The 23487-nt window shown below is 66.5% G+C and carries 19 protein-coding genes; 7 read left to right on the top strand and 12 right to left on the bottom strand.

All coding sequences use genetic code 11. The annotated features are described in order from the left end of the window. The 6 genes from VFP86_17560 to VFP86_17535 all read left to right on the top strand — a co-directional run. On the top strand, positions 1-303 hold a 303-nt coding region (locus VFP86_17560; protein ID HET9001451.1), incomplete at its 5' end, for a sulfocyanin-like copper-binding protein. Positions 304-467: 164 nt separating this feature from the next. Further along, on the top strand, positions 468-1295 hold the full coding sequence (gene coxB / locus VFP86_17555) for a cytochrome c oxidase subunit II (protein HET9001450.1): 828 nt from the start codon (positions 468-470) through the stop codon (positions 1293-1295). 27 nt (positions 1296-1322) lie between these two features. Further along, the gene (locus tag VFP86_17550) at positions 1323-3122 is read left to right on the top strand and encodes a cbb3-type cytochrome c oxidase subunit I (protein ID HET9001449.1); all 1800 of its coding nucleotides are present in this window, start codon (positions 1323-1325) and stop codon (positions 3120-3122) included. Positions 3123-3124: 2 nt separating this feature from the next. Next, positions 3125-3790: a cytochrome c oxidase subunit 3 gene (locus tag VFP86_17545; GenBank protein ID HET9001448.1), complete on the top strand. Its 666-nt coding sequence runs from the start codon at positions 3125-3127 to the stop codon at positions 3788-3790. Positions 3791-3818: 28 nt separating this feature from the next. Further along, entirely contained in the window at positions 3819-4475 is a 657-nt protein-coding gene (locus tag VFP86_17540; GenBank protein HET9001447.1) for a cytochrome c oxidase subunit 3, read from the top strand. 19 nt (positions 4476-4494) lie between these two features. Next, the gene (locus VFP86_17535; protein HET9001446.1) at positions 4495-4794 is read left to right on the top strand and encodes a cytochrome C oxidase subunit IV family protein; all 300 of its coding nucleotides are present in this window, start codon (positions 4495-4497) and stop codon (positions 4792-4794) included. An 11-nt stretch (positions 4795-4805) separates the two neighbouring features. On the opposite strand, the gene VFP86_17530 is transcribed toward VFP86_17535, so the two are convergent. Next, positions 4806-6419: a hypothetical protein gene (locus VFP86_17530; protein HET9001445.1), complete on the bottom strand. Its 1614-nt coding sequence runs from the start codon at positions 6417-6419 to the stop codon at positions 4806-4808. Continuing rightward, positions 6416-8191: an NAD(P)/FAD-dependent oxidoreductase gene (locus VFP86_17525; protein ID HET9001444.1), complete on the bottom strand. Its 1776-nt coding sequence runs from the start codon at positions 8189-8191 to the stop codon at positions 6416-6418. The genes VFP86_17530 and VFP86_17525 overlap by 4 nt, the downstream gene beginning before the upstream one ends. A gap of 120 nt (positions 8192-8311) precedes the next feature. Here VFP86_17525 and VFP86_17520 point away from each other — a divergent pair, with 120 nt between their 5' ends. Beyond that, complete coding sequence (locus VFP86_17520; protein ID HET9001443.1) at positions 8312-8953, top strand: hypothetical protein; 642 nt, start codon at positions 8312-8314, stop codon at positions 8951-8953. Between the two features lie 15 nt (positions 8954-8968). Here the strand turns inward: VFP86_17520 and VFP86_17515 are convergent, their stop codons facing one another. From VFP86_17515 to ppdK, 10 genes are read right to left on the bottom strand one after another with little or no spacing between them, the layout of a single operon-like run. Beyond that, the gene (locus VFP86_17515) at positions 8969-10333 is read right to left on the bottom strand and encodes an MmgE/PrpD family protein (protein ID HET9001442.1); all 1365 of its coding nucleotides are present in this window, start codon (positions 10331-10333) and stop codon (positions 8969-8971) included. Positions 10334-10358: 25 nt separating this feature from the next. Next, positions 10359-11726, bottom strand: a complete 1368-nt coding sequence (locus VFP86_17510) for an MmgE/PrpD family protein (GenBank protein ID HET9001441.1) — start codon at positions 11724-11726, stop codon at positions 10359-10361. Beyond that, complete coding sequence (locus VFP86_17505) at positions 11723-13102, bottom strand: M20/M25/M40 family metallo-hydrolase (GenBank protein ID HET9001440.1); 1380 nt, start codon at positions 13100-13102, stop codon at positions 11723-11725. The genes VFP86_17510 and VFP86_17505 overlap by 4 nt, the downstream gene beginning before the upstream one ends. A 39-nt stretch (positions 13103-13141) precedes the next feature. Continuing rightward, positions 13142-14017: an ABC transporter permease gene (locus tag VFP86_17500; GenBank protein ID HET9001439.1), complete on the bottom strand. Its 876-nt coding sequence runs from the start codon at positions 14015-14017 to the stop codon at positions 13142-13144. Next, a complete protein-coding gene (locus VFP86_17495; GenBank protein ID HET9001438.1) occupies positions 14018-14947 on the bottom strand; it encodes an ABC transporter permease in 930 nt (309 codons plus the stop codon). A 21-nt stretch (positions 14948-14968) separates the two neighbouring features. Further along, a complete protein-coding gene (locus tag VFP86_17490; GenBank protein HET9001437.1) occupies positions 14969-16612 on the bottom strand; it encodes an ABC transporter substrate-binding protein in 1644 nt (547 codons plus the stop codon). Then, the gene (locus VFP86_17485) at positions 16605-18038 is read right to left on the bottom strand and encodes an MmgE/PrpD family protein (GenBank protein HET9001436.1); all 1434 of its coding nucleotides are present in this window, start codon (positions 18036-18038) and stop codon (positions 16605-16607) included. Before VFP86_17485 ends, VFP86_17490 begins: the two co-directional genes overlap by 8 nt. 48 nt (positions 18039-18086) lie before the next feature. Further along, positions 18087-19520 (bottom strand): 4-hydroxyphenylacetate 3-hydroxylase N-terminal domain-containing protein, encoded by a 1434-nt coding sequence (locus tag VFP86_17480; GenBank protein HET9001435.1) that lies wholly within the window; start codon positions 19518-19520, stop codon positions 18087-18089. A 47-nt stretch (positions 19521-19567) separates the two neighbouring features. Continuing rightward, the gene (locus tag VFP86_17475; protein HET9001434.1) at positions 19568-20653 is read right to left on the bottom strand and encodes a deoxyguanosinetriphosphate triphosphohydrolase; all 1086 of its coding nucleotides are present in this window, start codon (positions 20651-20653) and stop codon (positions 19568-19570) included. A gap of 6 nt (positions 20654-20659) precedes the next feature. Further along, on the bottom strand, positions 20660-23434 hold the full coding sequence (ppdK, locus tag VFP86_17470) for a pyruvate, phosphate dikinase (GenBank protein ID HET9001433.1): 2775 nt from the start codon (positions 23432-23434) through the stop codon (positions 20660-20662). Positions 23435-23487: the final 53 nt, after the last annotated feature.

The following is a 23487-nucleotide window of genomic DNA, read 5'->3' as shown; positions in this document are numbered from 1 at the left end:
GCCACGGTCCAACTGACCTTGTCGAACAATGGGACCCTCCCTCACAGCATGGAGGTCATCCCGTTCACGACCACGCTGCCGGCGGCCGCGACCTCTACGCCGGCCTTTCCCGGGGCCGTGATGAAAAACGCCCAAGTGGGTATCACGAAGGGGCAGAGTGCGACGGTTCAATTCACCGTCAACAAAGCCGGCAAGTATCTCTTGATCTGCGGGTTCCCTGGGCACGCCCTCCTCGGCATGTACGGCACCTTCGAGGTCTCCCCGTCCGCGGCGGCTCAACCGACCATGGTGGTGAAGAAATAGCGGACACGCGCACCGGCTCCCCGATGCTGTGGGGAAGGGTTCCACGGGGTACAACGAGAACGAAAGACGCAGGAACCACGGCGGGACGCGGCGCGCGCTGTCACTAATGCCGAGCCGTGTTCTCGCTTTTGGGAGTCGCGACCACGCCAGGGAAAGGACCGCCGATGGCATCGTGGAGTGAGGCGCAGGACCACCGGCGGGCGGGGGTGTGGACCGGGATCCTCGTCCTCGCCATCCTCGTCGCCGGGGTCGGCTCGTTTGTGATCGCGAAATACAAGTGGTGGCTCCAACCCCTGGCCTCGGTACAAGGCAGGGTGATCGATCAGTACTTCAACTGGATTCTCCTCGTCACCGCGATCGCGTTCATCGCGACCCATCTGTTCCTCGCCGCCGCCCTCATGCGCTACGGTGCGCGGGGCGGGGAACGCGCCAGTTACTGGCACGAGCACTTGGGGGCGGAACTGACCTGGACAATCGTTCCGGGAGTGGCGTTCATCGCGCTGGGGATCCTCGGGGTGTTCACCTGGTCGAAGTTGTACAGCGCCCCTCCGCCAAACGCCCAGGTCGTGGAAGTCACCGGACGGCAGTTTTTCTGGTACGTTCGCTATCCGGGCGCTGACGGCAGGTTCGCCAGGACCGATCCCAAGTTCGTCTCCCAGAGCAACCCCCTGGGACTCGATCCCGGCGATCCCGCCGTGAAGACGAACCTCGTCGTCCTCAACGAACTGCACATGGTCAACAACCGTCCGATCGAGGTTCGTGTCCGCTCGGTCGACGTGATCCACAGCTTCTTTCTCCCGAACTTCCGCGTCAAGCAGGACGCGGTGCCCGGCCGGACGATCCCGATCTGGTTCACGCCAGACAAGGAGGGTACGTACCAGATTGCCTGCGCGCAACTGTGCGGGACCGGCCACTACACGATGCGAGGAAACGTCACGGTCGAATCGCAGGCCGCGTTTGACCAGTGGCTCCAGCAGCAGGCGGCCCACTAACGAGGGATCCTCACCAAGGAGAGCTTGATGGCGACAGCGACAGCACCGGCAACCCCGCATGAGGCGCACGCCGCCCACCCTCCCGAAAGCTTCATCCGTCACTACATCTTCAGCCTCGACCACAAAATGATCGGCAAGCAGTACTATTTCGTGACGCTGTTCATGGCACTGGTCGGCGGCGGGCTTGCGATGCTCGTGCGGGCGCACCTCGCCGCGCCCGAACGGGGCCTCCTCGATCCGGGCACCTACCTCGCCGCCGCGACCATGCACGGGACCGTGATGATCTTCTTCTTCCTGACGACCATCCTCACGGGCTTCTTTGGCAACTTCTTGATCCCCCTGATGATCGGGGCGGGCGATATGGCGTTCCCGTTCCTCAACATGCTCTCGTTCTGGACGTTCGTCCCCTCGGTGCTCATTCTGCTCGCGTCGTTCTTCGTCCCGGGCGGGCCGGCGGGGAACGGCTGGACCTCGTACGCCCCGCTCTCGGCGTTGCCGCAGGCCTCCCCCGGCTCCGGCCTCGGGCAGACCCTGTGGCTGGTGGCCATCCTGATCCTGATGACCTCCTCGCTGTTCGGCGGGTTGAACTTCCTCACGACGATCATCAACATGCGGGCCCGCGGGCTGTCGATGGGACGGCTCCCGCTCACGATCTGGGGGATCTTCTTCACCGCGATCCTGGCTCTGCTCTCGTTCCCCGTCCTCATGGCCGCGCTGGTGATGCTGCTCCTCGACCGGACGGCGGGCACCAGCTTCTTCGTGCCCGCGGGCGTGCTGATCGGCGGCAACGTCGTCCCTCACTCGGGGGGCGAGGCGCTCCTCTGGCAGCACCTGTTCTGGTTCTTCGGGCACCCCGAAGTGTACATCCTCATCCTCGGTCCCATGGGCATCGTCTCCGACATCATCTCCACGTTCTCCCGGAAACCCATCTTCGGGTACACCGCCATGGTCCTCTCGATGGCTGCGATCGGGTTTCTGAGCTTCCTCGTGTGGGGACATCACATGTTCGTCAGCGGGATGAACCCGATCCTCGGGGCCACGTTCACGATCTCGACGATGATCATCGCCATCCCGTCGGCGATCAAAACGTTCAACTGGCTGACGACCTTGTGGCAGGGGCGGATCCAGTTTTCCACCGCGCTGTTGTACGCGGTGGCGTTCGTCTCGCTGTTCGTCACCGGGGGGCTCAGCGGGATCTTCCTCGCGGCCTCACCGGTGGACCTCTACTTCCACGATACCTACTTCGTCGTCGCGCACTTTCACTTCGTCATGGCGAGCGCCGCGCTGTTTGCGATCTTCGCCGGGACGTACTACTGGTTCCCCAAGATCTTCGGCCGGATGATGAACGAGACGCTCGGCAAGATCCACTTTGTGCTGACCTTCATCGGCATCTACGGAACGTTCTTCCCGATGCACTTCCTGGGGACGCACGGGATGAGCCGACGGCTGTACACACCGAGTACGTATCCGTTCCTCGCCAGCGTCCAGCCGCTCGACGTCTTCATCTCGGCAAGCGCGTTCATGCTCGGAGCGGCGCAGCTCATCTTCGTCTACAACTTTTTCAACAGCGCGCTCCGGGGACCCAAAGCCGAGCCCAATCCGTGGCATGCCAACACCCTCGAATGGACGGCGGAGTCCCCGCCTCCCCACGGCAACTGGCCCGAGCCCCCCGTCGTCTATCGGTGGCCCTACGATTACGGCGTGCCCGGCGCGGCGGACGACTACCTGCCGCAAACCGTCCCCGGATCGCCCGCCCTCGCCGGCCACGCAGGGCGCGCCGGGGACGGCCACGGTGCCGGCGACGGCCACGCCGGCGGTGGGAGCTGACGATGCCGACCGAGTTCGTTCTCGCCACGAAGACCAAGACCGCACCGGCTCGCCACGGCGGCTCTGGGGGCCGTGGCGCCGGCCGCCCCAACGGGGATGGCGCCTGGCCGCCCCGAGAACCGGCCGCGCCTATCCCGGCAAACACAGCTCTCTTGGGCATGGCATTCGCCCTCGTTGCGATTGCCATGCTCTTTGTGGCGTTCACCACCACCTATCTCGGCCACAGGCAGGAGCCCGGGTGGACACAGATCCCGCTTCCGTGGATCCTCTGGCTGGACACCGGGATCTTGCTCGCCAGCAGCGCCGCAGTCGAGTGGGGACGACGGCAGCTCAAGCGCGGGGACACGATGGGATTCCGCCGAGCGCTGACGGCAGGCGGGGGCCTCGGGGTGGCGTTTTTGGTCGGGCAGCTCCTGGCGTGGCAGCAGCTCGTCCGCCAGGGAGTGTATCTTTCGAGTCAGCCTCACAGCTCGTTCTTCTACCTGCTGACCGGCGCACACGGCGTGCACCTCCTCGGAGGCCTCGTCGCATTCGCGATCATTCTGCCCCGAGCGTGGCGCGGGGCGTACACCCCGCCGGGGTCCGTAGCCGTCAATGTCTCCTCAACCTACTGGCATTTCTTGACCGGCCTCTGGCTATACGTGTTCATCATCCTGTTCTGGATGTAGGCGTGACCGGGAAGGAGACGGCGAGACAATGACCAGCGGGGTCGACGCCACGACTGTTCCCGAGGGGGGACCTGTCCCCGCAAGGGGGGACCAGGGTCTGGCGATGCGGTGGGGAGGCGGCCGATCGCCCTGGGATGTCAGCTGGGGCAAGCTGATGATGTGGCTGTTCCTCATCTCGGACGCCATGACGTTTGCCGCGCTCCTGATCGGGCTCTGGGTGACCCGACTGGGCAGCCCGACCTGGCCCAACCGGCTCGAGATCATCAACCTCCGCTTTGTCGCGACGATGACCGTAGTCCTCCTCTGCAGCAGCACGACGATGGCCCTGGCGGTCTTTGCGATCCGGCAGGGGGCCCGCCGACAGGCCGTGTGGTTTCTCGCCGCCACGATCGCCGCCGGCCTGGTCTTTGCGGGGATGCAGGCGACGGAGTGGACGCACTTCATCGGGGAGGGCGCGCGCCTGACGGGCAATCCGTGGGGCGTACCGGCGTTCAGCTTCACCTTCTTCGCCATTACCGGGCTCCACGGCGCCCACGTGCTGGGCGGGATTCTCTATCTGTGGGTCATCGCGGACCGGATCTCCCGCGGGCTCGGATCGGCGGAAGGCGTCGAGATCGCCGGGCTGTACTGGGGATTTGTCGATCTGGTGTGGGTCTTCATCTGGTCGTCGATCTACTTGCTCTGATCGGGGAGGCGCGCGGCACATGACCGAAGCAGAGCCGCAGGGCGTCACGCGAGTCTTGATTATCGCCTGGCTCGTCCTCGTCGCCATCACGATCCTCGAGGTCAGCCTGATCCTTGTCTTCCGGGTCTCGCCCGGGGTCCGCGTCACCGCGTTGATCTTGCTCGCGCTGATGAAGGCCAGCCTGATCGGCGCCTATTACATGAACCTTCGGCTCGAGCGATTGGCCATGGTCTATGTCGCGGCCGTCCCGCTCATGTTGCTCGTCCTCATGCTGATCTCCATCCTGCCCGACGCGGCGTCCCTGCTCAAACGACCGTAGGCCGCGCTCGGCTAGGGCGTCTTGGGGACCGACCCGTTCTGGCCGCACGAATCGTGCGGTCCTGCGGCGCCCCCGTAGACGCCGCCCCCACTCGAGGTCGTCCTCGGCGGAGCTGAGGGCGGCGCCGCGGGCGACATGGAGTACCCCGCACCGCCCGGCGGCATTCCACAGGTCAGGACAACGGGAAGGGTCAGCGCGACGACCACCACCAACGCCCAGAGCGCGGGGGCCGACGTGAGTACCTGTTCTCTCCGGCGCGCGATGCGCACCGCCTCGGCATCAGTGTGGGAGATCCACCAGGGGTTGTAGCGCGCCTCCAGGAGAAAGAATGTGATTCCCACCGCCGCGCCGTACGCGAGGTGGCCGATCAGGCTCGCGGTCAGAGCCCCGGCAATCTCGGGCGTCCACCGCGGCACCGTTCCCAAGAGGAGCGGCAGCAGGGTGAGGGGACCGAGCACCCACCAGAAGAATCCGTAGGAGACTCCCCAGCCCAGCGCGGAGCCGAGATCGAAGGATCGGCGCAGGAACAGCAGGCCGAAGCTGGCCCCGATCAGGTTGGCAATCACCAGGTGCACGATCAACCCGCTCCACGGCGAGGACGCGCCGATCAGTCGAGCGATCACCGGCAGAATGCCGAGCCGGACCATGATGATCGTGAAGATCAGGCCGCCGATGAGGCCGGCGAACGCTCCGCGCGCCAGCGCACGAAGGCCGCGTGTCCCCACCCCTTCTTCGTCCTCCGCGCCGACGTCGTCGAAAAAGAGCAGCCGGGCGAGCCCGTCCACCCAGCGATACACGAGCGCGAGAAAGGCGCCGGCGAGCAGGAAGCCGGGAAGCGCGGGGAACTGCGCGCGGGCGGCCTCGACCGACCAGCCGAGGCCCATCCCGGTCGCCAGCGGCACGAGCGTGAGCGCCCCGGCGACCCACCAAGCGAAGCCATACATCGTGCCCCGGATCAGCATCGGACCCGAGCCGTCGTGAAGTTGCGGGTACAGCCACGCGAATCCCACGCCGGACGCGATCCCGATGAGGACCGTCGCCGGCTCGGGCACGCGATGCGTGACAGGACTCAGCAACGCAGAGGAACCCAGCCATTGGGCCTGCCCGTCCACGAGGCGCCCAAACAGCCACCCCCCCGCAAGCCCGGCGAGTGCTCCGACGAGGATCACTTCACGCCCGATCCGGGATCCGGCGGCCCCCACTCGACGCCGCAGGATCACATAGACGATCGCGGTCACCGCCCCGTACCACAGGTGCCCGATCAGGCTGGGAAACACAGCCTGCGCGGAGCCCACGTCCCAGACCATGGTCCGGCCCAGCAGAAGCGGCAGCAGCGTCAGGGGCCCCAGGAACCACCACAGACTGCCGTAGGTCATTCCCCAAAAGAGCATCTCCCCGGCGCCCAGGCGCTGCCGGTAGACGAGCAGCCCAAACCCGGCCCCCACAATGGCCGCGATGGCCATGTGGACGAAGAATCCCGTCTCCGGCGTGCGGGCCCGCACGAGCGACGCCACGGTCGGGAGATAGCCGAGTTGGGCCATCGCCGCGCCGAACGCCAGCCCCCCCGCCAATCCCGCCAGCGCGCCCAGCAGCGCGCCGTGCCGGAGCAGAGGCGAACGGATCATGGGCGCGGCCCGTCCGCGGAGGCCTCCACGGATTGGGCGATCGTGGGCGTCGGTGCCGCCGAACTCAGCGCGATGTCTCGAGGGAAAAACATGTCGAGTGCCCAGTCGAGGGCGACCCGCACCTTTTTCTCGAACCCGGGTAGCTTACTGAGGTAGACCGTCCGCCACATGAACCACGCGAGGAACCCCGAGAACTTCCACCCGCGCACCTCCGCAACCGCGGTGCGGTGGCCGAGCGCGACGAGCACCGCAATCGTGCGGAATCGGAACGGCCGGGGTGGCCGGCCCCGCAGGGCGGCCGCCACATTGTCCGCCACGACCCATCCCTCGCGAAGCGCGTGCTGCGCCGTAGGCGGGCAAAACTTTCCCTGGTTCAGCACATCGGGAATCTGGGCGCAGTCCCCCGCCGCCCAAATGTTGACCAACCCGGTGACCTGCAGCGCCTCCCCCGCGGACACCGCACCGGCCCGGTTTCGTTCGCACGGGAGGGTGCGCAACAGCGGATGCGGCTGGTTGCCGGCGGTCCACACGATCGTCCGCGTCGCGATCTCATCCCCCCCGACAAGCAGCACGGCATCGCGCCTCGCCCCCGCCACCCTCGTGTTCAGCAGGAACTCGATTCCACGAGCTTCCAGCTTACGTTGGGCATACGCGGCTAGCGCCGGGCTGAGCTCGGGGAGGATGCGCACACCCGAGTGCACGAGGACGAAGCGCGGATCCGCCGATCGAATGCCCCGAAAGAAGCGCCGCACACTGTGAACGAGATCGAACAATTCCGCCACCATCTCCGTCCCCGCGAATCCGCCTCCGGCCACGACAAACGTCAGCTGGCGGTCGCGCTCCACAGGGTCGGGTTCCACATCGGCCTGCTCGAGCAGCCCGATCACGTGGTTGCGCAGCCGGGTCGCGTCCTCGAGCGATTTCAGCGAAAACGTGTGCGCTTCGAGGCCCGGGAGATCGTAGAAATTCGGAACGGACCCAAGAGCCAGGACGAGGTGATCGTAGCGCAGGGTTTCCTCTCTGGCCGACGGCGTCGCGCGCAACCGCACGGTTTGGGCGGCGACATCGACCGCCAGGACCTCGGCACGCCGGAACACCGTGCGCAGGAGCGCCGCCCGGACGGGGGCACTGATGTGTTGAGCTTCCAACCCGCTGGCCGCGACCTCGGCCAGCATGGGCGTAAAGAGCAGGTAGTTGCTCTCGCTGACCAGCGTGATCGACACGGCTCTATTCCGCCGCAGCAGGTGCTCGAGCCGCTGCGCGGCGCTCACACCCGCGAATCCACCCCCCAGAATCACGATGCGCACGGGGGGGGCGTCGGGGACCGGCGGCGGCGCCGGGATTCTTCGTCTCCACGCGCCCGCCATCAGGTAGAATGCCGTGCCCATCACTGCGCCGTAGAGGAGATGCGCGATGAGGCCGGGGAACCCCGCGGCGGCATCCTCGAGCGACCACGACGGGACCACGCCGGCCAGCAGGGGCGACAGGGTCAGGGGCCCGACGATCCACCAGAGCAGGCCGTAGAGCAGGCCGGCCGTTAGGCTCGACGCCGCGCTTTCGGGCTGGTACCTGAAGACCGCGCCGAACCCGGCGCCGAGGAGACCCGCGATCCCCAGCTGAACCGCGGGGGCCGCCTGCGGCGCGAGGCCGGTGAGCCCCACGGTCAGTGACATCTTCCCCTGGAGATGCAGCGTCGCGGCGAGGATGCCGCCCCCCGCCAGGCCGGCGGCCGCACCGGCCCAGACATCGCGGCGGAGCTCCAGGGACGTCACACGTAGAGACTACCACGATGCGCCTCGCAGTCGCTATGCGTCACGCGACGAAAGGGAACTCGCGCCGGATTCGCGAATCGAGCGTTCCCGAGCGCGCGGACTCGGCCGGGGGGAGCGTGGATGGAGAATCCCTGGGAGCACCCCGATTGGTACGATCTCCACGATACCACGTGGACGGCGGGACCAGAGCGAGAACCCGAGCATTACCGCGAGATGGTCCAGGCACTTCCCCCACTCGATCGCCCCGATCACCTTGTGGATGCTGGAGCGGGCACCGGAAAGCTCGCGTGCCTGATCGCGCGGAGCTACCCTTCCCTTGGCCGCGTGACCCTCATTGAGCCGAACGATCGCAAGTTGGCACGCGCGAAGACACGGCTCTCCGAGATCCTCCCCGGGGATCGCATTCAGGCGCTGCCGCTGGCCTTGGGAGAAGGGACGGTGTTCCCGCGGCTCCGCGCCACGGTGGTGACCGTGGGGAGCGTGCTCATGCCGATCATGGAGTCAAGAGGCGGATCGCTCGCAGACGGTCTCCGGTGGCTGAGGCGCTCGCTCAAGCAGCTGGCGGCCATGCTGGGGCCGGGCGGACTCCTCTATGACCTCGAGACGCTGAAGACGCCGTGGGCGAAAGGGTCCCTCACAGATCCCGTCCGCCGCCTGGCCTTTTCCGAACTCTCCGCGGAGATCGTCCGGGCGGGCTTTCCCGATGTGGAATGCGTGTATCGATTTCGCGATCGCGTCGCGCTCCGCGCCCGACGGCCTTAGAGGAGGCGTGATTGGCTACGCGCGAAGCAATCGGCCAATCTCACGGACGTCCGGCACCTGCTCGAGATGATCTACACGTTCCATGAGCCGGTTGGCATCGTCCCGCGAGATCCGCATCGTGGCCAAGTCGAAGAACTTGCGCTCCAGCTCCGTACGGGTCATCGGGTTTTCCCGACGGCCCTTGGCCCAATCCACCCGTTCAGAGAGCCGTCGCCCATCTTTGACCGTGACCTCGACGATCGCGGGCGCCGACGCCGGCCAGCGGTCCATCTCGCGGTCGCCGATCAACTTGACGCGCTCGTACACCATGCGAATCTGCGCGTTATCGCGACGGTCGTGCAGGATATCGTTCGGAACGATCTTGCGATCCACCGCGGCCACGGCGAGGATGTACTGGGCGCAATGCGACTTCAGGGGATTGTTGTCGATGACGGGAGCGCGATCCGCCTTCACCCGATGGACGATCTCCTCGATCTCGCCCGGGATGATGTCGTGCTTGTCCATAATGGCCAGCAGCGCGTCGAGGCCGCTGTGAATATCCCCGCAGCACGGGTGGCGCTTGAAGCCGCCGGTATTGGCGATCCAGAAGTCCTCGCCGAGCCGCTCGGTCAGGCGATCCAGATACATCTCCCCGGAGTACGCATCGTAGATGGAGTACTTTCCTGGGTCGAGAATCGCCGGGGGACCGCCGAGGCCCATGTGGGCCAGCAGCGCGGCCGTGACACCTCCCCGAGCGGCCATGCCGATGACGAACGGTCGCGAGTGTTCGGTTGGATCGCTTACCCAGGTCATGAGGCCCCCCGCGTTGCTGCCGGCGAGGCCGAGGGCATTGGCGAACTGCGGCTGCGTGAGGTTCAGGATGTGCCCAGCCGCCGCGGCGGCGCCAAAGTAGCCAAACGTCGCCGACGGGTGGAAGGAGTGCGGATACGAGTACGACGTGCGGCACGCTTCGCCGACCCGGCAGCAGATCTCGTAGCCGAGCGCCAGGGCTGCCAGAAACGTCTTGCCGTCCACACCCTCACGCTCGCCTACCGCCAGCGCGGCGGGGACCAGCACCGCGGGGACATGCTGGCGCGCGGCCGATCCACCCTCGACGTCGGCCGCGTACCCCATCGTGCCGTTGGCGAGCGCAGCGCCCTCGCACGATGCCATGAAGTCGCGGCCGATCACCGTGGATTCTGGCGTTCCCCCCATCTCACGGGCCAGGTCTCCGGTGAGCCACGAGGCCCGATATTGCGGGAGGGATGCCAGGAGAAGGGCGCCGATCGTGTCGAGCACGATCGTCTTGGCCTCCTCGATCACCTTCGACGGAAGATCGGCGAAGCGAAACCGTGATGCGTAGGCGGTGATCGCGTCGGTGTATCCATGAGGTTCTGCCATCGTCTCGTCCCTCCGGACGGTCCCCTCAGCGATCCGCGCTCAACAGTCGCGCCAGTTGCGATACATCGCTCAGTGCGTCCAGGCCCGTGACCAGGTCCGCGATCGCGTCGGCCCGCTTGCGGGAGATCGCTTTCGTGGCCAGGGCGAAGAATTTGGCCCGGAGATCGTCGGCGGTCAGCGGGTTCTCCGGATCACCCGTAGGGTAGTATACGGCTTCTGTGAACTCGCGCCCATCGCCGGCCCGCACCGTGGTGACGGCGGACCACTGCTCGGGGAAGCGCTGCTCCAGCGCATCATCCCCGAGGACCCGCACACGCTTGGACAGCGCCGAGATCCGGGGATCCGCGGCCCGGTCGCCCGTGAGCTGCTCAACCTCGACGCGCCCGTCGTACGCCGCCATCGCCAGGATGTATTGGGCGTTGTGGGACGGCAACTCGTTGTTGTCGATGATGTCCGCCATCGAGGTCGCGACGCGCGTCGTGAGCTCCACGATATCATCCCCGCGCAGGTCCTGCCGCGCCATAATCTTGAATAACCCGTCGAGCGGAGCGTGGATTTGGCGGCAGCAGGCATACTTTTTCAAACTTGTGCGGGCGATCTCAAAGCGGTCGCCGAGCTCGCCGGTGAGGGCGTCCTCAACGGAGAGCACGTCCACCCCGGCAAATGCGCGGAACGGATTGTGCTTGCCTTCGAGGATGTGCGGTGGACCGGTGAAGCCGAGCCGCGCGATCTCCGCGGCGGTGACCCCGTTCCGAGACGCGACGCCGATTTGGAACGCCTTGCTGAACTGCGCCGGCTCGGTCACCCACGCCAGGAGCCCGGAGGCCTGACAGCCCGCGAGGCCGAGCGCGTTGACCGTCTCCGACGGGCCCAGGGCCATCGCCCGCGCTGCGGCGGCGGCTGCTCCGAAATTCCCGTTGATCGAGGATGGGTGAAAAGAGCGCTCGTACAGGCGGACCGGGCTGAGCGCAATCCCGATCCGGCCCTCGACATCATACGCGGCGACGAGCGCCGCGATCAACTGCCGTCCATCGACGTGCTCCTGCTCGGCCACGGCAAGCGCGGCCGGCACCACGACATTCGCCACATGGGCATTCGCAGGATTGTAATTGTCGTCCAGCTCGAGGCAGTGGGAGATCGTCGCATTCGCGAACGCCGCGGTGACCGGTGACGCCTTCCGGTCGGTGCCCACCACGGTGCAGGCCCCGCCCTCGCCCACGCGTGCGACGAACCGGAGCGTGATGGTGCCGACGGGGTAGACGGAGCCCCCGAGCAGGGTGCCGAGGCAGTCCAGGACCACCTCCTTGGTGCGTGCCACCACGGCCGGCGGAATGGCTTGGTACTGCAGGGTGCTGGCGTAGCGCGCCAGCGTCTCGGTCGCTTGGACCCTCATGTCCACTCGTCCCCCTCGTCCGCCGGTGCGAGGTCGGCAAAATCGTGAAACAGACGGGCCGCGAACTTGATGCTTTCGATGTAGCCGTCAAGGTCCAGACTCTCGTCGGGCGCGTGGAAGCGCGAGTCGGCCGAGGCAAGCCCGACGTTGACGAGAGGGATGCCGAGGGGATCGGCCAGCTCATGATACGGCGCACCGATCCAGGGTGCGACCGGATACACGACAGGCTCCTCGCCGAGGAACTCGCGGGCGGACCGGATGATCATGCGCACAAACGGATGACCGAGAGGAACCTTCCCCGGATGCCGCTGGCTGATCGGCTTGAGGGTGACGTGCTGGAAGCCGAACCTGTCGAGATGGCGCCGCAGGATGGCCTCCATCTCTCCGGGATCTTGGTTGGGGACGAGCCCGAAGCGGACCACGCCGACCGCCCGCCGCGGCATGCCCTTCAAGCCATCGAGGACTCGGCCCGCGCCGAGGCCGGAGATTTCGACCGTCGGCTCGAGCAGCAGGCGGCCCACAGCCTCGCGGCCGGAAAGCCCCAGCGTCAGCGCCGGAATGCCGAGCAGGCGCTTCGTCGCTGCGTCGTCGAAATAGATGGCCCCGAGGCACGTCAACTCTTCGTCGCTGGGCGGAACGACGGCATCATGGAACCCCTCGATGGTGACCCGTTCGTCCCGCCCCTTCATGCTGGCGAACGCCCACACGATGTCCCACGCGGGATTTGGCACCAGCGCGGTCAGGCTGCTGTGGAACGTGTGTCGAGCGCCCATGCTCTCCATTTCGAAAAGGGCTCGGCCGCGGCAGCCGAGGCTCACCGTCGGGCGGCCGAGGGCATCTCGGTGGCTCCCCTCCCCGAAGGCCGCATCAGCGCGCAAGAGCGTGTGGTTCGCCTCAACGACTTCCTGCAGGTGGGGACTGCCGATCTCTTCTTCTCCATCGACGACGAACTTGATAGCGGTCGGGAGGTCTCCATACACGGCCCGGTACGCGTTGATGGCGCAGATCCGTGCGGCGAGCTCACCCTTGTTGTCGCTCGCCCCGCGTCCAATCACGCGGCCGTCCTTCGTCTCTGCCCCAAACGGCGGAGACGTCCAGTCTTCGACCGGCTCAACCGGTACGACATCGTAATGGTTGTAGAGCAAGAGCGTCTTGGCCGACGTACCCGAAAACGCGCCGACGATCACGGGGTACCCGTCCTGCGCCTGAAGCATTGAGATCTCGGCGCCCAGCTCCCCTAGGGCGGAAGCGACGTACCGAGCGCCCTCATCGATACCCTGGTTGTGAAACGAGACGCTCGGGATGCGGATCAGCCGGCGCAGGAACTCGACGTACGTGTCGCGGTGCGCGTCGATATGAGCGTAGAGGTGTTCCATCGTACTCCTCCCGGGGCCCCGTGGGCCGCGCCAGGGTTGTTACAGGCGACGCTGTGGATCCAGGCTGTCGTACAGGCCGTCGCCGAAGAGGTTCACCGCCAACACGGTCACGGCGATCGCAATCCCGGGAAACGTGCTGATCCACCAAGCGGTGCGCAGGTAATCCCGTCCGCGGGCGAGTATCAGGCCCCATTCGGGGGTCGGGGGCTGCGCGCCCATGCCGAGGAAGCTCAACGAGGCCCCGGTCAGGATCGCCACCCCCACGTTCAGTGTCGCCAGCACCAGGGCCGGCCCATACACGTTCGGCAGGATATGCCGCACCGCGATTCGGACACCCCCGCAGCCGACGGCGTGCGCCGCCTCCACGTACACGTTCTGCTTGGCCGACAGCACGACTCCACGCATCAGCCGGGTGAACCTCGGAATGCCGGCTACGCCCACCGCCAGCGTGACATTGAGCAGGCTCGGGCCCATCGCGGCCACGATGGCCAGCGCGAACAGGAGCGTGGGCATCGCCAGGAGGACATCGACCGCGCGCATCACGACCGCGTCCGCCCATCCTCCCCGATACCCCGCGATCAATCCAAACGCGACTCCCACGACGAGGGTGATCGCGCTCGCGGCCACTCCCACCCCCAGCGAGATCCGGGCGCCGGCCAGCACTCGACTCAGGATGTCGCGGCCGATTTCGTCGGTGCCCATCCAGTGGCCGTGTCCTGGAGGTTCGAGGGCAGTGGTGGGATGGGGCTTCGTCGGCGGATAGGGAGTGATCAGGGGGGACAGGATGGCCACGAGCACGAGGACCGTCAGGAGAGCGGTCCCGGCCACGGCGTTCCGGCTGCGCCGGAAGCCGCGGACGGCCGGGGGGGACGGCCGGCGGGATAGGCGCCCGAGGTCGGCCGGGGGAGTCCTCAATTACATGCCCCCGCCGGTCCGTACCCGCGGGTCGAGGTATCCATATGAAATGTCCACGAGCAGATTCGCGACGACATACCCGCACGCGACGAACAAGAGCGACGATTGCAGGGCCGGGTAGTCCCGGTACGTGATCGATTCAACAATGAGCCGCCCCAAGCCCGGCCGCGCGAAGACCGTCTCCACCACCACGGTACCGGAGAGGAGATTGCCGAGTTCCACCCCGACGATCGTCACCACGGGGATGAGGGAATTGCGCAGGGCGTGCCGGACGACGACGGCGAATTCGGCCAGCCCCTTCGCCCGGGCCGTCGTTACGTACTCCTGCCGCAGCGTCTGGATCAGGCTGACGCGCGTGAGGCGGCTCGTCACCGCGGTGCTATACAGCCCGAGCGTGATGGCGGGCATCAGGAGCCGCTGGAGCCCCGAGCCCGTCGTCACGGGGAGCCACCCCAGCCAGAGCGAGAAGGCGAAGATCAACATCATCCCCAGCCAAAAGCTCGGAATGGACACTCCCGTCAAGGCGACCGCCATACTGAGAGTGTCGATCCAACTGTGCGGCCGAAGGGCGGCGAGCGTGCCGAGGATGAGTGCGAGAACGACGGCGAGTCCCAGGCCTGCAAGGGCCAATTCCAGCGTGCTTGGAAACCGCTCGCGGATCAAGCTGCTCACGGGACGGCCGTAGCGGATGGAGCGCCCGAGATCGCCACGCACCACTTTGCCGAGGTCGGCCGCGTACTGGCGCCACAGGGGGCGGTCCAGCCCGTACTCGTGTCGGAGCGAGGCCAGCTGTTCCCCGGAGGCGCTGCCTTGGGAGATCAAGAGCGCCGGGTCCGCCGGGAGCACGTGCAGCACCATGAAGACGAGCGTATAGATCCCTAGGAGCGCTGGTATCGTGGTCAGCAGGCGCCGCGCCGCCAAGGCGAACACTGCTCGTGCCGGAGGGCTCGGTTACGCTTTGATCCAGGCGTCCTGGAAGTATGGGTACCAGGACCGCGCATCCATGTGAAAGTCTGACACGTTCGCCGCAGCCACCCAGACGAACAGCGATAAGTAGATGGGCACCACGTACGCCTGCTCCAGGATGCGGCGCGTCGCCCGCGAGACCAGGGCCAGCCGTTTCTTCTGGTCGAGCGTCGTGTCCTGCTCCTCGAGGACCCGATCGAGTTCGGGATCCTTGTTCATGGCCCAGGCAAACGTGCCCACATTCTTCGAGTGGAACAGATCGACAAGGTAGTGCGGATCGCTCGCTTCGAACTCGCGATTGATCAGGTGGTAGAGGCCCTTGCTGCCGGCCACCGCCCTGTCCGCCGGGGTGCCCGAGACGAGCTTTGCCGAGAACCCTACCTCCTGGAGCATGGCGATCATGAGCTCCTTGTACGCCTCTTTTTCCGTCCCGCTCGAGAACGCGTCTACATGCAGCGGCTTCCCGTCCTTCACTCGGACCCCGTCGGGGCCCGGCTTCCACCCAGCGGCGTCGAGCAACTGCTTCGCCTTCGCCGGGTCGTACTTGTAGAGGGTGTCGAGCGCTTTGTCGTAACCAAAGCTCGTTGGCCCGATGAGGTTCGCGGTCGGGCGCGCCACGCCGACGTAGAACTTCTTATAGATCGTCTCCCGGTCAATCGCGTGGTTGATCGCCTGGCGCACCGCCAGTTCATCGGTGGGCGGCTTCTGCGCATTGATGAAGTTGAACCACGTCGTCCCGGGCGACACGCCGTCGTAGATTCGGAAGTTGGGATCCTGTCGCCAGCGGGGGAGGCTTTGCGTGCCCGGCCAGGCCTCCACGTTGATCTCTTTGCGGCCGTCCATCAGGGCGTCGCGGGTGCCGACCTCTGGAATGAACTTGAAGGTCACGCGTGCCACCTTGGGGGCGGCGGGGTTGCTTTTTCCCGGGAACGGCTTCCCCCATGTGTACTGGGTATTGCGCTCCAGCGTAATGCGGCTGTCGCGGATCCACTCCACGAATCTGAACGGACCGCTGCCGGTGAGGTGGTTTTCGAAGTCCTGGCCGTACTTCTGGACGGCCGTGGGCGACGGGATTCCCAGGTAACCCTGGCTGAGCGAGTCGAAGATCGGCGCGAATGGCTCCTTGAGATGAAGCTCGAGCGTGTAGTCGTCCTTGACCACCGTCCCGTCGTACGGACCGAGGAGGGAGCGCGAGTACTGGGATTTCGTCGCCGGATCAACGCAACGGTCGAAGTGAAACTTGACGGCGGACGCGAGGAGCGGGGTGCCGTCGTGGAAGACGACCCCTTTGCGCAGTTTGAAGGCGATCACCTTGTTGTCCCTGGCCACCTCCCACGATTCCGCAAGCCCCGGATAGAACTTGAGATCGTTGCCGAGGTAGATGAGTGTGTCGAAAATCATCTGGGTGACCATCGTCTCGGGCGGTCCCCAGTACACGGCTGGGTCGAGGTGGTCGAGCGTGCGATACATGCCGATCGAGAGTTCGCCCGCCGCGGCGGCCGAAACCGTCGCCACCTGCCCCAGCGCCGCCGCGGGGATCGCCCGCGCCAGCATCGCGCCTATCCCGGCCGACGTGAGCGTGATGACGTCCCGCCGCGTGAGTCGGTGCATGCTGGTCTTCTCAGACATGGCTCGCTCCTCCATATTCGTCGCTTGATGCTGTCGCTTCATCGCGCTCCCCTCTGCGTTCGGACCGGAGCCACCGGGTCAATTGGCCAATCTCCTCGAGATGCTCGAAACGGTTCACCGCCCGGGCGATCTCTTCCCGTTGTTCCGCGCCCACGACGTCGCGTGTCAGAGCGCCGAACTTCCTCGTGAGCTCGGCGGAGGCGATCGGATTCGCCGGAGAGCCCTTGGGGTGGGTCACGTCGCGCACGTGGCGGAGGCCGTCCTTCGTGTCGACTTCCACGATAGACCGATAGAGGTCGGGGTAGGTGCGATCCAGCTCCTCGTCGCCCAGCACGCGAACGCGCTCGGACAACGATTTGATCTCGGGCTCGGTGCGCCGATCGTTCGTGATGTCTTGAAAATCGACGGCGCCCCGATGCGCCGCCAAGGCCAAGACGTATTGAGCACAGTGAGACCGAAGAGAATTGTTGTCGATCACCTTGTATCCGGACCTCGGGAAGCGCAGGGTAATGTGCCGGATCTCGCGGGCCGGCACGTGGTGGGCGGCCTGGATATCCAACAAGCCATCGAGACCCGGATGAAGGAATGCGCAGCAGGCATAGAGTTTGAAGTACAGCTCCATCACTTTGAACCGCTCGCCCAGGCCCTCAAAGAGGGCCGCCTCGTCCCACTGCCCCGTGAACGCCTCCCCGAGCGGATACTTTCCTTCAAAGACGGCGGGGGGTCCTCCAAACCCGCACCAGGCCAGCTGCGCCGCGAACACGCCGTGCCTCGACGCCAGCCCCATGTTGTAGGGACGAGAGTGTTCCGTGGGATCGGTCACCCAGGCCAGGAGGCCCGAGGCTTCGGTGCCAGCAAGGCCAAACGCGTGGCGCAGCGCGTCCCCCTTCAATCCGAACAACCGCGCCGCCGCGGCCATCGCACCAAAGGTTCCGGCGACACAGGTGGGATGGAACCCGCGGGCATAGAGCGCCGGCCCGCCGAGTGCGGAGCTCACCCGGCACGCCACATCGATCCCTACGACGATGGCGGTCAGAACATCCCGGCCCGAGCGTCGAAGCTTTTCCCCGACGGCGAGTGCAGCGGGCCCCACGACCGCGATCGCGTGCATGATCGCCCCAGGATGATGGCTTTCAATGTCGCAGTAGTACCCGAGGGTCCCGTTGACCACGGCGGCCGTCGTACAGTTGGTCCGCAGTGCTGTGCCGATGATTTGGGATTCAGGCGTTCCCCCGGTGTCGCGGACAAAGCGGACCAGCACATCGCCGATGTCGTACCGCGGTGACGTCGCGGCGAGCAACGCCCCCAGCCCATCGTAGATCACGGCTTTGGTTTGCTGAACCACTATGGACGGCAATTGCTCAAAGGAACAACGCTCGACGAAGCCCGCGAAACGACTCGTGCCCGTCTCTGTCGCCCCGCTCACCAGTTCACCCTCACGTGGATTCTCATTCACACCACGTCGCGATGCACTCTACCCCCCGATGCCGGCGAGCTCTCTCGCGAGCGCGACGTAGCGGTCCATCGGGGCGGTCCGGTAGATCGTCAGCTTCTCTGCTTCGATGGACCCCTCCGCATGGATCGCCAGCACGGCGTGGTAGCCGCCGAGATGCGAGGTCGTGACGTCCGAGATCAGGTGCAGCAGCCGCATCCGCGATTCGGCGTCGACCCCCTTCCCGCCGAGGTAGCGCTCCAGCAACGGACGGGTGGCGGGTTGCTCCCAGTCCGCCTGCCCCGGGGCCGTGACGAGCAGTCCGCCGGCGATCTCCTGCACGTACGCCACCGCTTGGTGGAACTGGGTGGCAAAGTGCAGCTTGGCGATGTTGACCGTGGCGGGATCCGGGACCGCGATCTCGAACGCCCCTCGATAGCAGTCGAGGGCGGCCATCCGGGTAAGCGCCCTGAGCGTCCGCGCATAGGCCACCAACCACGTGATCTTGTCGCGCACGTGCCCGGCCCTCTCGATCCCGTTGTACTCCGCGATCAACTGCGCGGCCCCGACGAGGAGGTCGACGAGCGGCAACTTGTAGGAGACCGCGGTAAACCGATGAAACTCGACGAACGTCCGGGCAAGCGGCCCGGCGTGCTCTGATTCCCCCTGCAAGAACACTCGATCCCGAGGCACGAAGACGTCGTCGAATACGGTGAGCGTTTCGGTCATGCGGTGCCGGCTCGACAGCGGATGCTCCAGCGGCGACACCGCGTGGCCTCCGTACGGGCTGACGACCAGGGTCAGCCCGCGCGTCGCGACTGGAACGGCGAACGCCACCGCGTAGGCGCGATCCCGGTCTCCCAGAGCGCGTGTAGGCAGGACGATGAGCTCATTGGCATTCATGCTGACGGACGTGTGCACCTTCGCGCCGCGCACCACGATCCCGTCCGACCGCTCCTCGACGATCCGGAGATAATAGTCCGGGTGCGCCTGATCGCTCGGCCCCGCGCTCCGATCCCCCTTCACATCGGTCTGCGCCACCGCCATGGCGAGATCCCGATCGCGGCAGTGGGCGTAGAAGGTCCGGATCCGATCCAGGTACCGCGTCCCCCGCGCCCGATCCACCTCATGCGCCACCAGGTGCAGGGCGAACAGCGCATCCGTCCCGATCTCCTTGAGCAGCGGCACAATCGTGCCCCCGAGCCGCGTGCTCGTCTCGATTAATTCCATTCGCCTGAGCAGATCGTCGCCGGTATGCGGAAAGGCGAAGTACCGGCTCATCTCTCCGCCGTCGGGATGCGGGACGATCGCCAGCGACCGGTACCGGGGATCCGCCGCCATCTCGTAGTCGAGCGCCGCGTGGTCGACGGCGACCCGGAGGGCCGGGTGCGTAGTGATGTCCGGCACGCGCTGGCCCTCGTAATACACCACGCGGCCGTCGCGCAGGCTGGCCCGATACTCATCCGCGGTTTTCATGCCGTCCCCTCCTCAACCAGGTCCTTGCGCGGCGACCGGCCGCGGCATCAGAAGCTCGCCCATGTGCGGGGCACGAAGAGGCGCTCGGCCGTCCGGATCGCGAACCGGTCGGTCATGCCGGCCAGGAAATCGCACACCGCCCTGGGAACCGTCGAGCGTCCCTCATCGAGCAGCCGCCGCGCTTCCTCTCCGATCTCTCCCGGGTGGTCGACGAAGTGCGCGAACATGTCGATCAGGAGCCGCTGCGCCTTGTCCACCTCCGCCTTGGCAGCCGATCCCAGGTACACGACCTCGAACAGGAAGTCCTTGAGCCCGTTGAGTGCGACTCGGACCTCATCCGCCATCTGGATCCGACCCGTCTCGGCCGAACGGGCGACGATGTCGCGGACCGTGGTGTCCACCCACTGCCCTCGGGTCTGCCCCAACACCTGGCGGACCGCCGCGGGCACATCGCGTTCGTTGATCAGCCCCGCCCGCATCGCGTCATCGGTATCATGATGCACGTAGGCGATCCGGTCGGCCACACGGGCGAGTTGTCCTTCGACCGTCTCGGGACCGGTCTCCGGCACCGCCTCGTCGAGGTCCGGAAAGATTTCGATGTCACTGGGTCCTTTCGAGTGACCGCCGATTCCGTTCCGGACCTCCCACGTCAGGTTCAACCCTTCTTCAACGGTCCCATCGCGGGTGCGGCGGCGCTCGAGGACCTCCACCATGCGGAGGCTTTGGAGGTCGTGCCGGAACCCGCCGTGCGCCGCCATCGCATGGTTGAGCGCCTCCTCGCCGGCGTGTCCGAACGGAGGGTGTCCCAGGTCGTGGCCCAGCACGATCGCCTCGGTCAGATCCTCATTGATCCGAATCGCCCGCGCGATCGTGCGGGCGATCTGGGCCACCTCCAAGGTGTGGGTCAACCGCGTGCGGTAGTGGTCTCCTTCCGGCGCAAGGAACACCTGCGTCTTGTGCATCAGGCGGCGAAACGCCTTCGAGTGGATGATCCGATCCCGGTCCCGCTGAAACACCGTCCGCAGCGGGTCGGGCGGCTCGGAACGAACTCGACCGCGGGAGCGCGCGCTGTGGACGGCGTGCGGAGCGAGCGCCTGGTCCTCCCACCCCTCCGTCACCTCGCGCGGGTTCATGACAGGCTAGCGATCGCGCTCGGCTCGCGCCTGCTTCTCCTTGAGCACGGCCTGCGCGGCGGCGAGTCTCGCGGTCGGCACGCGATAGGGGGAACAGCTCACGTACGTCAACCCCACCTTGTGGCAAAACTCGATGCTCTGAGGATCCCCACCGTGCTCCCCGCAGATACCGAGCTCGAGCTCCGGTCGAGCCTTGCGGCCGAGCCGCACCGCCATGTCGATCAGCCCGCCGACCCCCTTCGCGTCGAGAACCTGGAACGGATTCTCCGGCAGGATCTTGTCATTGACGTAGCGGAGGAGGAACTTGCCTTCCGCGTCGTCCCGGCTGAACCCAAAGATCAACTGGGTGAGGTCGTTGCTGCCGAACGAAAAGAACTCCGCGAGCTCGGCGATCTCGTCTGCGACGACGCACGCCCGCGGGATCTCGATCATCGTGCCGAACTTGTATGCGACGCGCACGCCGCGCTCGGTCATGACCCGTTCGGCGAGCGGCCGGACCCGTTGCTCCACCACCCGAAGCTCGTTCGGGTGGCCGACGAGCGGGATCATGATCTCCGGATGGGTCTTGACCCCCTCTTTCGCGAGGATGCAGGCGGCTTCCAGGATCGCCCGGACCTGCATGTCGATGATCCCGGGGTTCAGGATGCCGAGCCGGATGCCCCGCAGCCCGAGCATGGGGTTTTGCTCGCGCATGCCCGCCACGGCGCGGAGGAGCCGTTCCTTTTCCTCGAGCGCGCGCGGATCAGTGCCGCGGACCCGCAGCTCGGTGACCTCGGCCAGCAGGTCGTCGTAGCGGGGGAGGAACTCGTGCAGCGGTGGGTCGATCAACCGGATCACCACGGTCGACCCGGCCATCTCGCGGAGGATGCCGATGAAGTCCTGCCGTTGGATCGGCAACAGACGGTCGAGGGCCTGCTGGCGTTCCTCGTCGCTCTCGGCCAGGATCATGCGCCTGACGATCGGCAGGCGGTCTTCCTCGAAGAACATGTGCTCGGTCCGGCACAGCCCAATGCCCTCCGCGCCAAACACTCGGGCGCGCGCCGCATCTCGTGGGTAGTCGGCGTTCGCCCACACCCCGAGGCGTCGCGTGCGGTCGGCCCACCCGAGCAGCGTCTGGAGATCGCGATCTTCGCTCACGTCGGGATCGATCGTCCGGATCGCGCGGCCGAAGACCTCGCCGGTCGTCCCGTCGATGGAGATGAACTCGCCCTGGTGGATCACCTGGCCGTTCACGCTGAACTGGTGGGCGTCGGGGTCGACCCGGATCGCCTCGGCGCCGGCCACGCACGGCTTTCCGAGCCCCCGGGCGACGACGGCCGCGTGGCTGGTGGCGCCTCCTCGGGCCGTGAGGATGCCGCGCGCGATCAACATCCCGTGCACGTCCTCGGGGTTGGTCTCCGGCCGGACGAGAATCACGGCCTGGCCTCCCGCGCCGATCTCGACCGCGGTGTCCGGATCGAACACCGCGATCCCGGTGGCCGCGCCCGGCGACGCGTTGAGGCCGCGCGTGAGGAGCTTGCCCTCGCGCTCCGCCGCGCCCTTGTCCTCAGGGTCGAACCGGGGGAGCAGGAGCTGGTAGATCTGCTCCGGCTCAACGCGGAGCAACGCGTCGTCGCGCGCGATCAGCTTCTCGCGAACCATATCGACGGCGACCTTCACCGCGGCTTGGGCCGTCCGCTTGCCGGACCGAGTCTGCAGCATCCACAGCGTTCCGCGCTCCACCGTGAATTCGAGATCCTGCATGTCCTTGTAGTGCCGTTCGAGCATCTTGGCGACGTCTTGGAACTGACGGTAGACGTTGGGAAGCTCCCGCTCCATCTGGGCGATCGGGTGCGGGGTCCGAGTCCCGGCGACCACATCCTCGCCCTGCGCGTTCGGCAGGTATTCTCCGTACAGGCGCTTCTCCCCGGTGGCGGGACTTCGCGTAAACGCGACGCCGGTGGCGCTCTCCCCCCCCATGTTGCCGAACACCATCGCCTGCACGTTCACCGCCGTCCCGAGGTCGTGCGGGATCTTGTTGAAGTTCCGGTAGTCGACGGCGCGCTTTCCCATCCAGGAGTCGAACACGGCGCGGATCGCCATCTCGAGCTGGACCCAGGGATCGGTCGGGAAGTCGACCCCCTTCTGCCGCTTGATCAGTGCCTTGAACTCCGCGGCGATCCCCGCAAGGTCGCCGGCCGATAGGTCGGTGTCCAGCCTGGCGCCGGAGCGGCGTTTGCGCGCCTCGATGATCTCCTCGAACTGCTCGCCGGGGACGCCCAACACGATCTTGCCGAACATCTGCACGAACCTCCGGTGGGCATCCTGCGCGAACCGTTCATCTCCGGTGAGCGCGGCGAGCCCGCGGAGAGTCTCCTCGTTCAACCCCAGGTTGAGGACGGTGTCCATCATCCCCGGCATCGAGAACTTGGCGCCGGAGCGAACCGAGACGAGGAGCGGATTCTTGGGATCCCCAAACCGCTTTCCCATCTTGCGCTCCACAGACCCGAGCGCCCGGCGCACCTCGTTCATCAGCCCCGGTGGGAAGGTCTGTCCCCTGGCGTTGTACTCGTTGCAGACCGCGGTCGTGATCGTAAATCCGGGCGGGACGGGCAAGCCGACGCGGCTCATCTCGGCGAGGCCGGCGCCCTTGCCGCCGAGCAGTTCCCGCATCGATGCGTTGCCCTCCTCAAAGAGCCAGATCCGCTTGCGGGCGGCGCCCTTCGGGGGGGTCGCCCGGCCTGCGGGCCGCCGCGACACCGTGCGCCGCCGTGCCGCCTTGGGCAGATGTCGAATCGCCATTCGCGTCACCTCACAAAGTGAAGACCAACGCATGCTATTGGTGGAGACTAACC

The sequence above is a fragment of the bacterium genome, from assembly GCA_035703895.1.
In the GTDB taxonomy this organism is placed as follows: Bacteria; Sysuimicrobiota; Sysuimicrobiia; order Sysuimicrobiales; family Segetimicrobiaceae; genus Segetimicrobium.
The sequence above is the reverse complement of the archived record's forward strand: the minus strand, read 5'-3'. Positions and strand labels throughout refer to the sequence as shown.

Excerpts from the sequence above, each read along its gene's own strand:
- VFP86_17530 (HET9001445.1), bottom strand. The coding sequence starts at position 6,419 with ATGATCCGTTCGCCTCTGCTCCGGCACGGCGCGCTGCTGGGCGCGCTG.
- VFP86_17480 (HET9001435.1), bottom strand. The coding sequence starts at position 19,520 with ATGAAAACCGCGGATGAGTATCGGGCCAGCCTGCGCGACGGCCGCGTG.
- VFP86_17545 (HET9001448.1), top strand. The coding sequence starts at position 3,125 with ATGCCGACCGAGTTCGTTCTCGCCACGAAGACCAAGACCGCACCGGCT.
- VFP86_17535 (HET9001446.1), top strand. The coding sequence starts at position 4,495 with ATGACCGAAGCAGAGCCGCAGGGCGTCACGCGAGTCTTGATTATCGCC.
- ppdK (HET9001433.1), bottom strand. The coding sequence starts at position 23,434 with ATGGCGATTCGACATCTGCCCAAGGCGGCACGGCGGCGCACGGTGTCG.
- VFP86_17515 (HET9001442.1), bottom strand. The coding sequence starts at position 10,333 with ATGGCAGAACCTCATGGATACACCGACGCGATCACCGCCTACGCATCA.
- VFP86_17475 (HET9001434.1), bottom strand. The coding sequence starts at position 20,653 with ATGAACCCGCGCGAGGTGACGGAGGGGTGGGAGGACCAGGCGCTCGCT.
- VFP86_17490 (HET9001437.1), bottom strand. The coding sequence starts at position 16,612 with ATGTCTGAGAAGACCAGCATGCACCGACTCACGCGGCGGGACGTCATC.
- VFP86_17550 (HET9001449.1), top strand. The coding sequence starts at position 1,323 with ATGGCGACAGCGACAGCACCGGCAACCCCGCATGAGGCGCACGCCGCC.
- VFP86_17510 (HET9001441.1), bottom strand. The coding sequence starts at position 11,726 with ATGAGGGTCCAAGCGACCGAGACGCTGGCGCGCTACGCCAGCACCCTG.
- VFP86_17505 (HET9001440.1), bottom strand. The coding sequence starts at position 13,102 with ATGGAACACCTCTACGCTCATATCGACGCGCACCGCGACACGTACGTC.
- VFP86_17520 (HET9001443.1), top strand. The coding sequence starts at position 8,312 with ATGGAGAATCCCTGGGAGCACCCCGATTGGTACGATCTCCACGATACC.
- VFP86_17540 (HET9001447.1), top strand. The coding sequence starts at position 3,819 with ATGACCAGCGGGGTCGACGCCACGACTGTTCCCGAGGGGGGACCTGTC.
- coxB (HET9001450.1), top strand. The coding sequence starts at position 468 with ATGGCATCGTGGAGTGAGGCGCAGGACCACCGGCGGGCGGGGGTGTGG.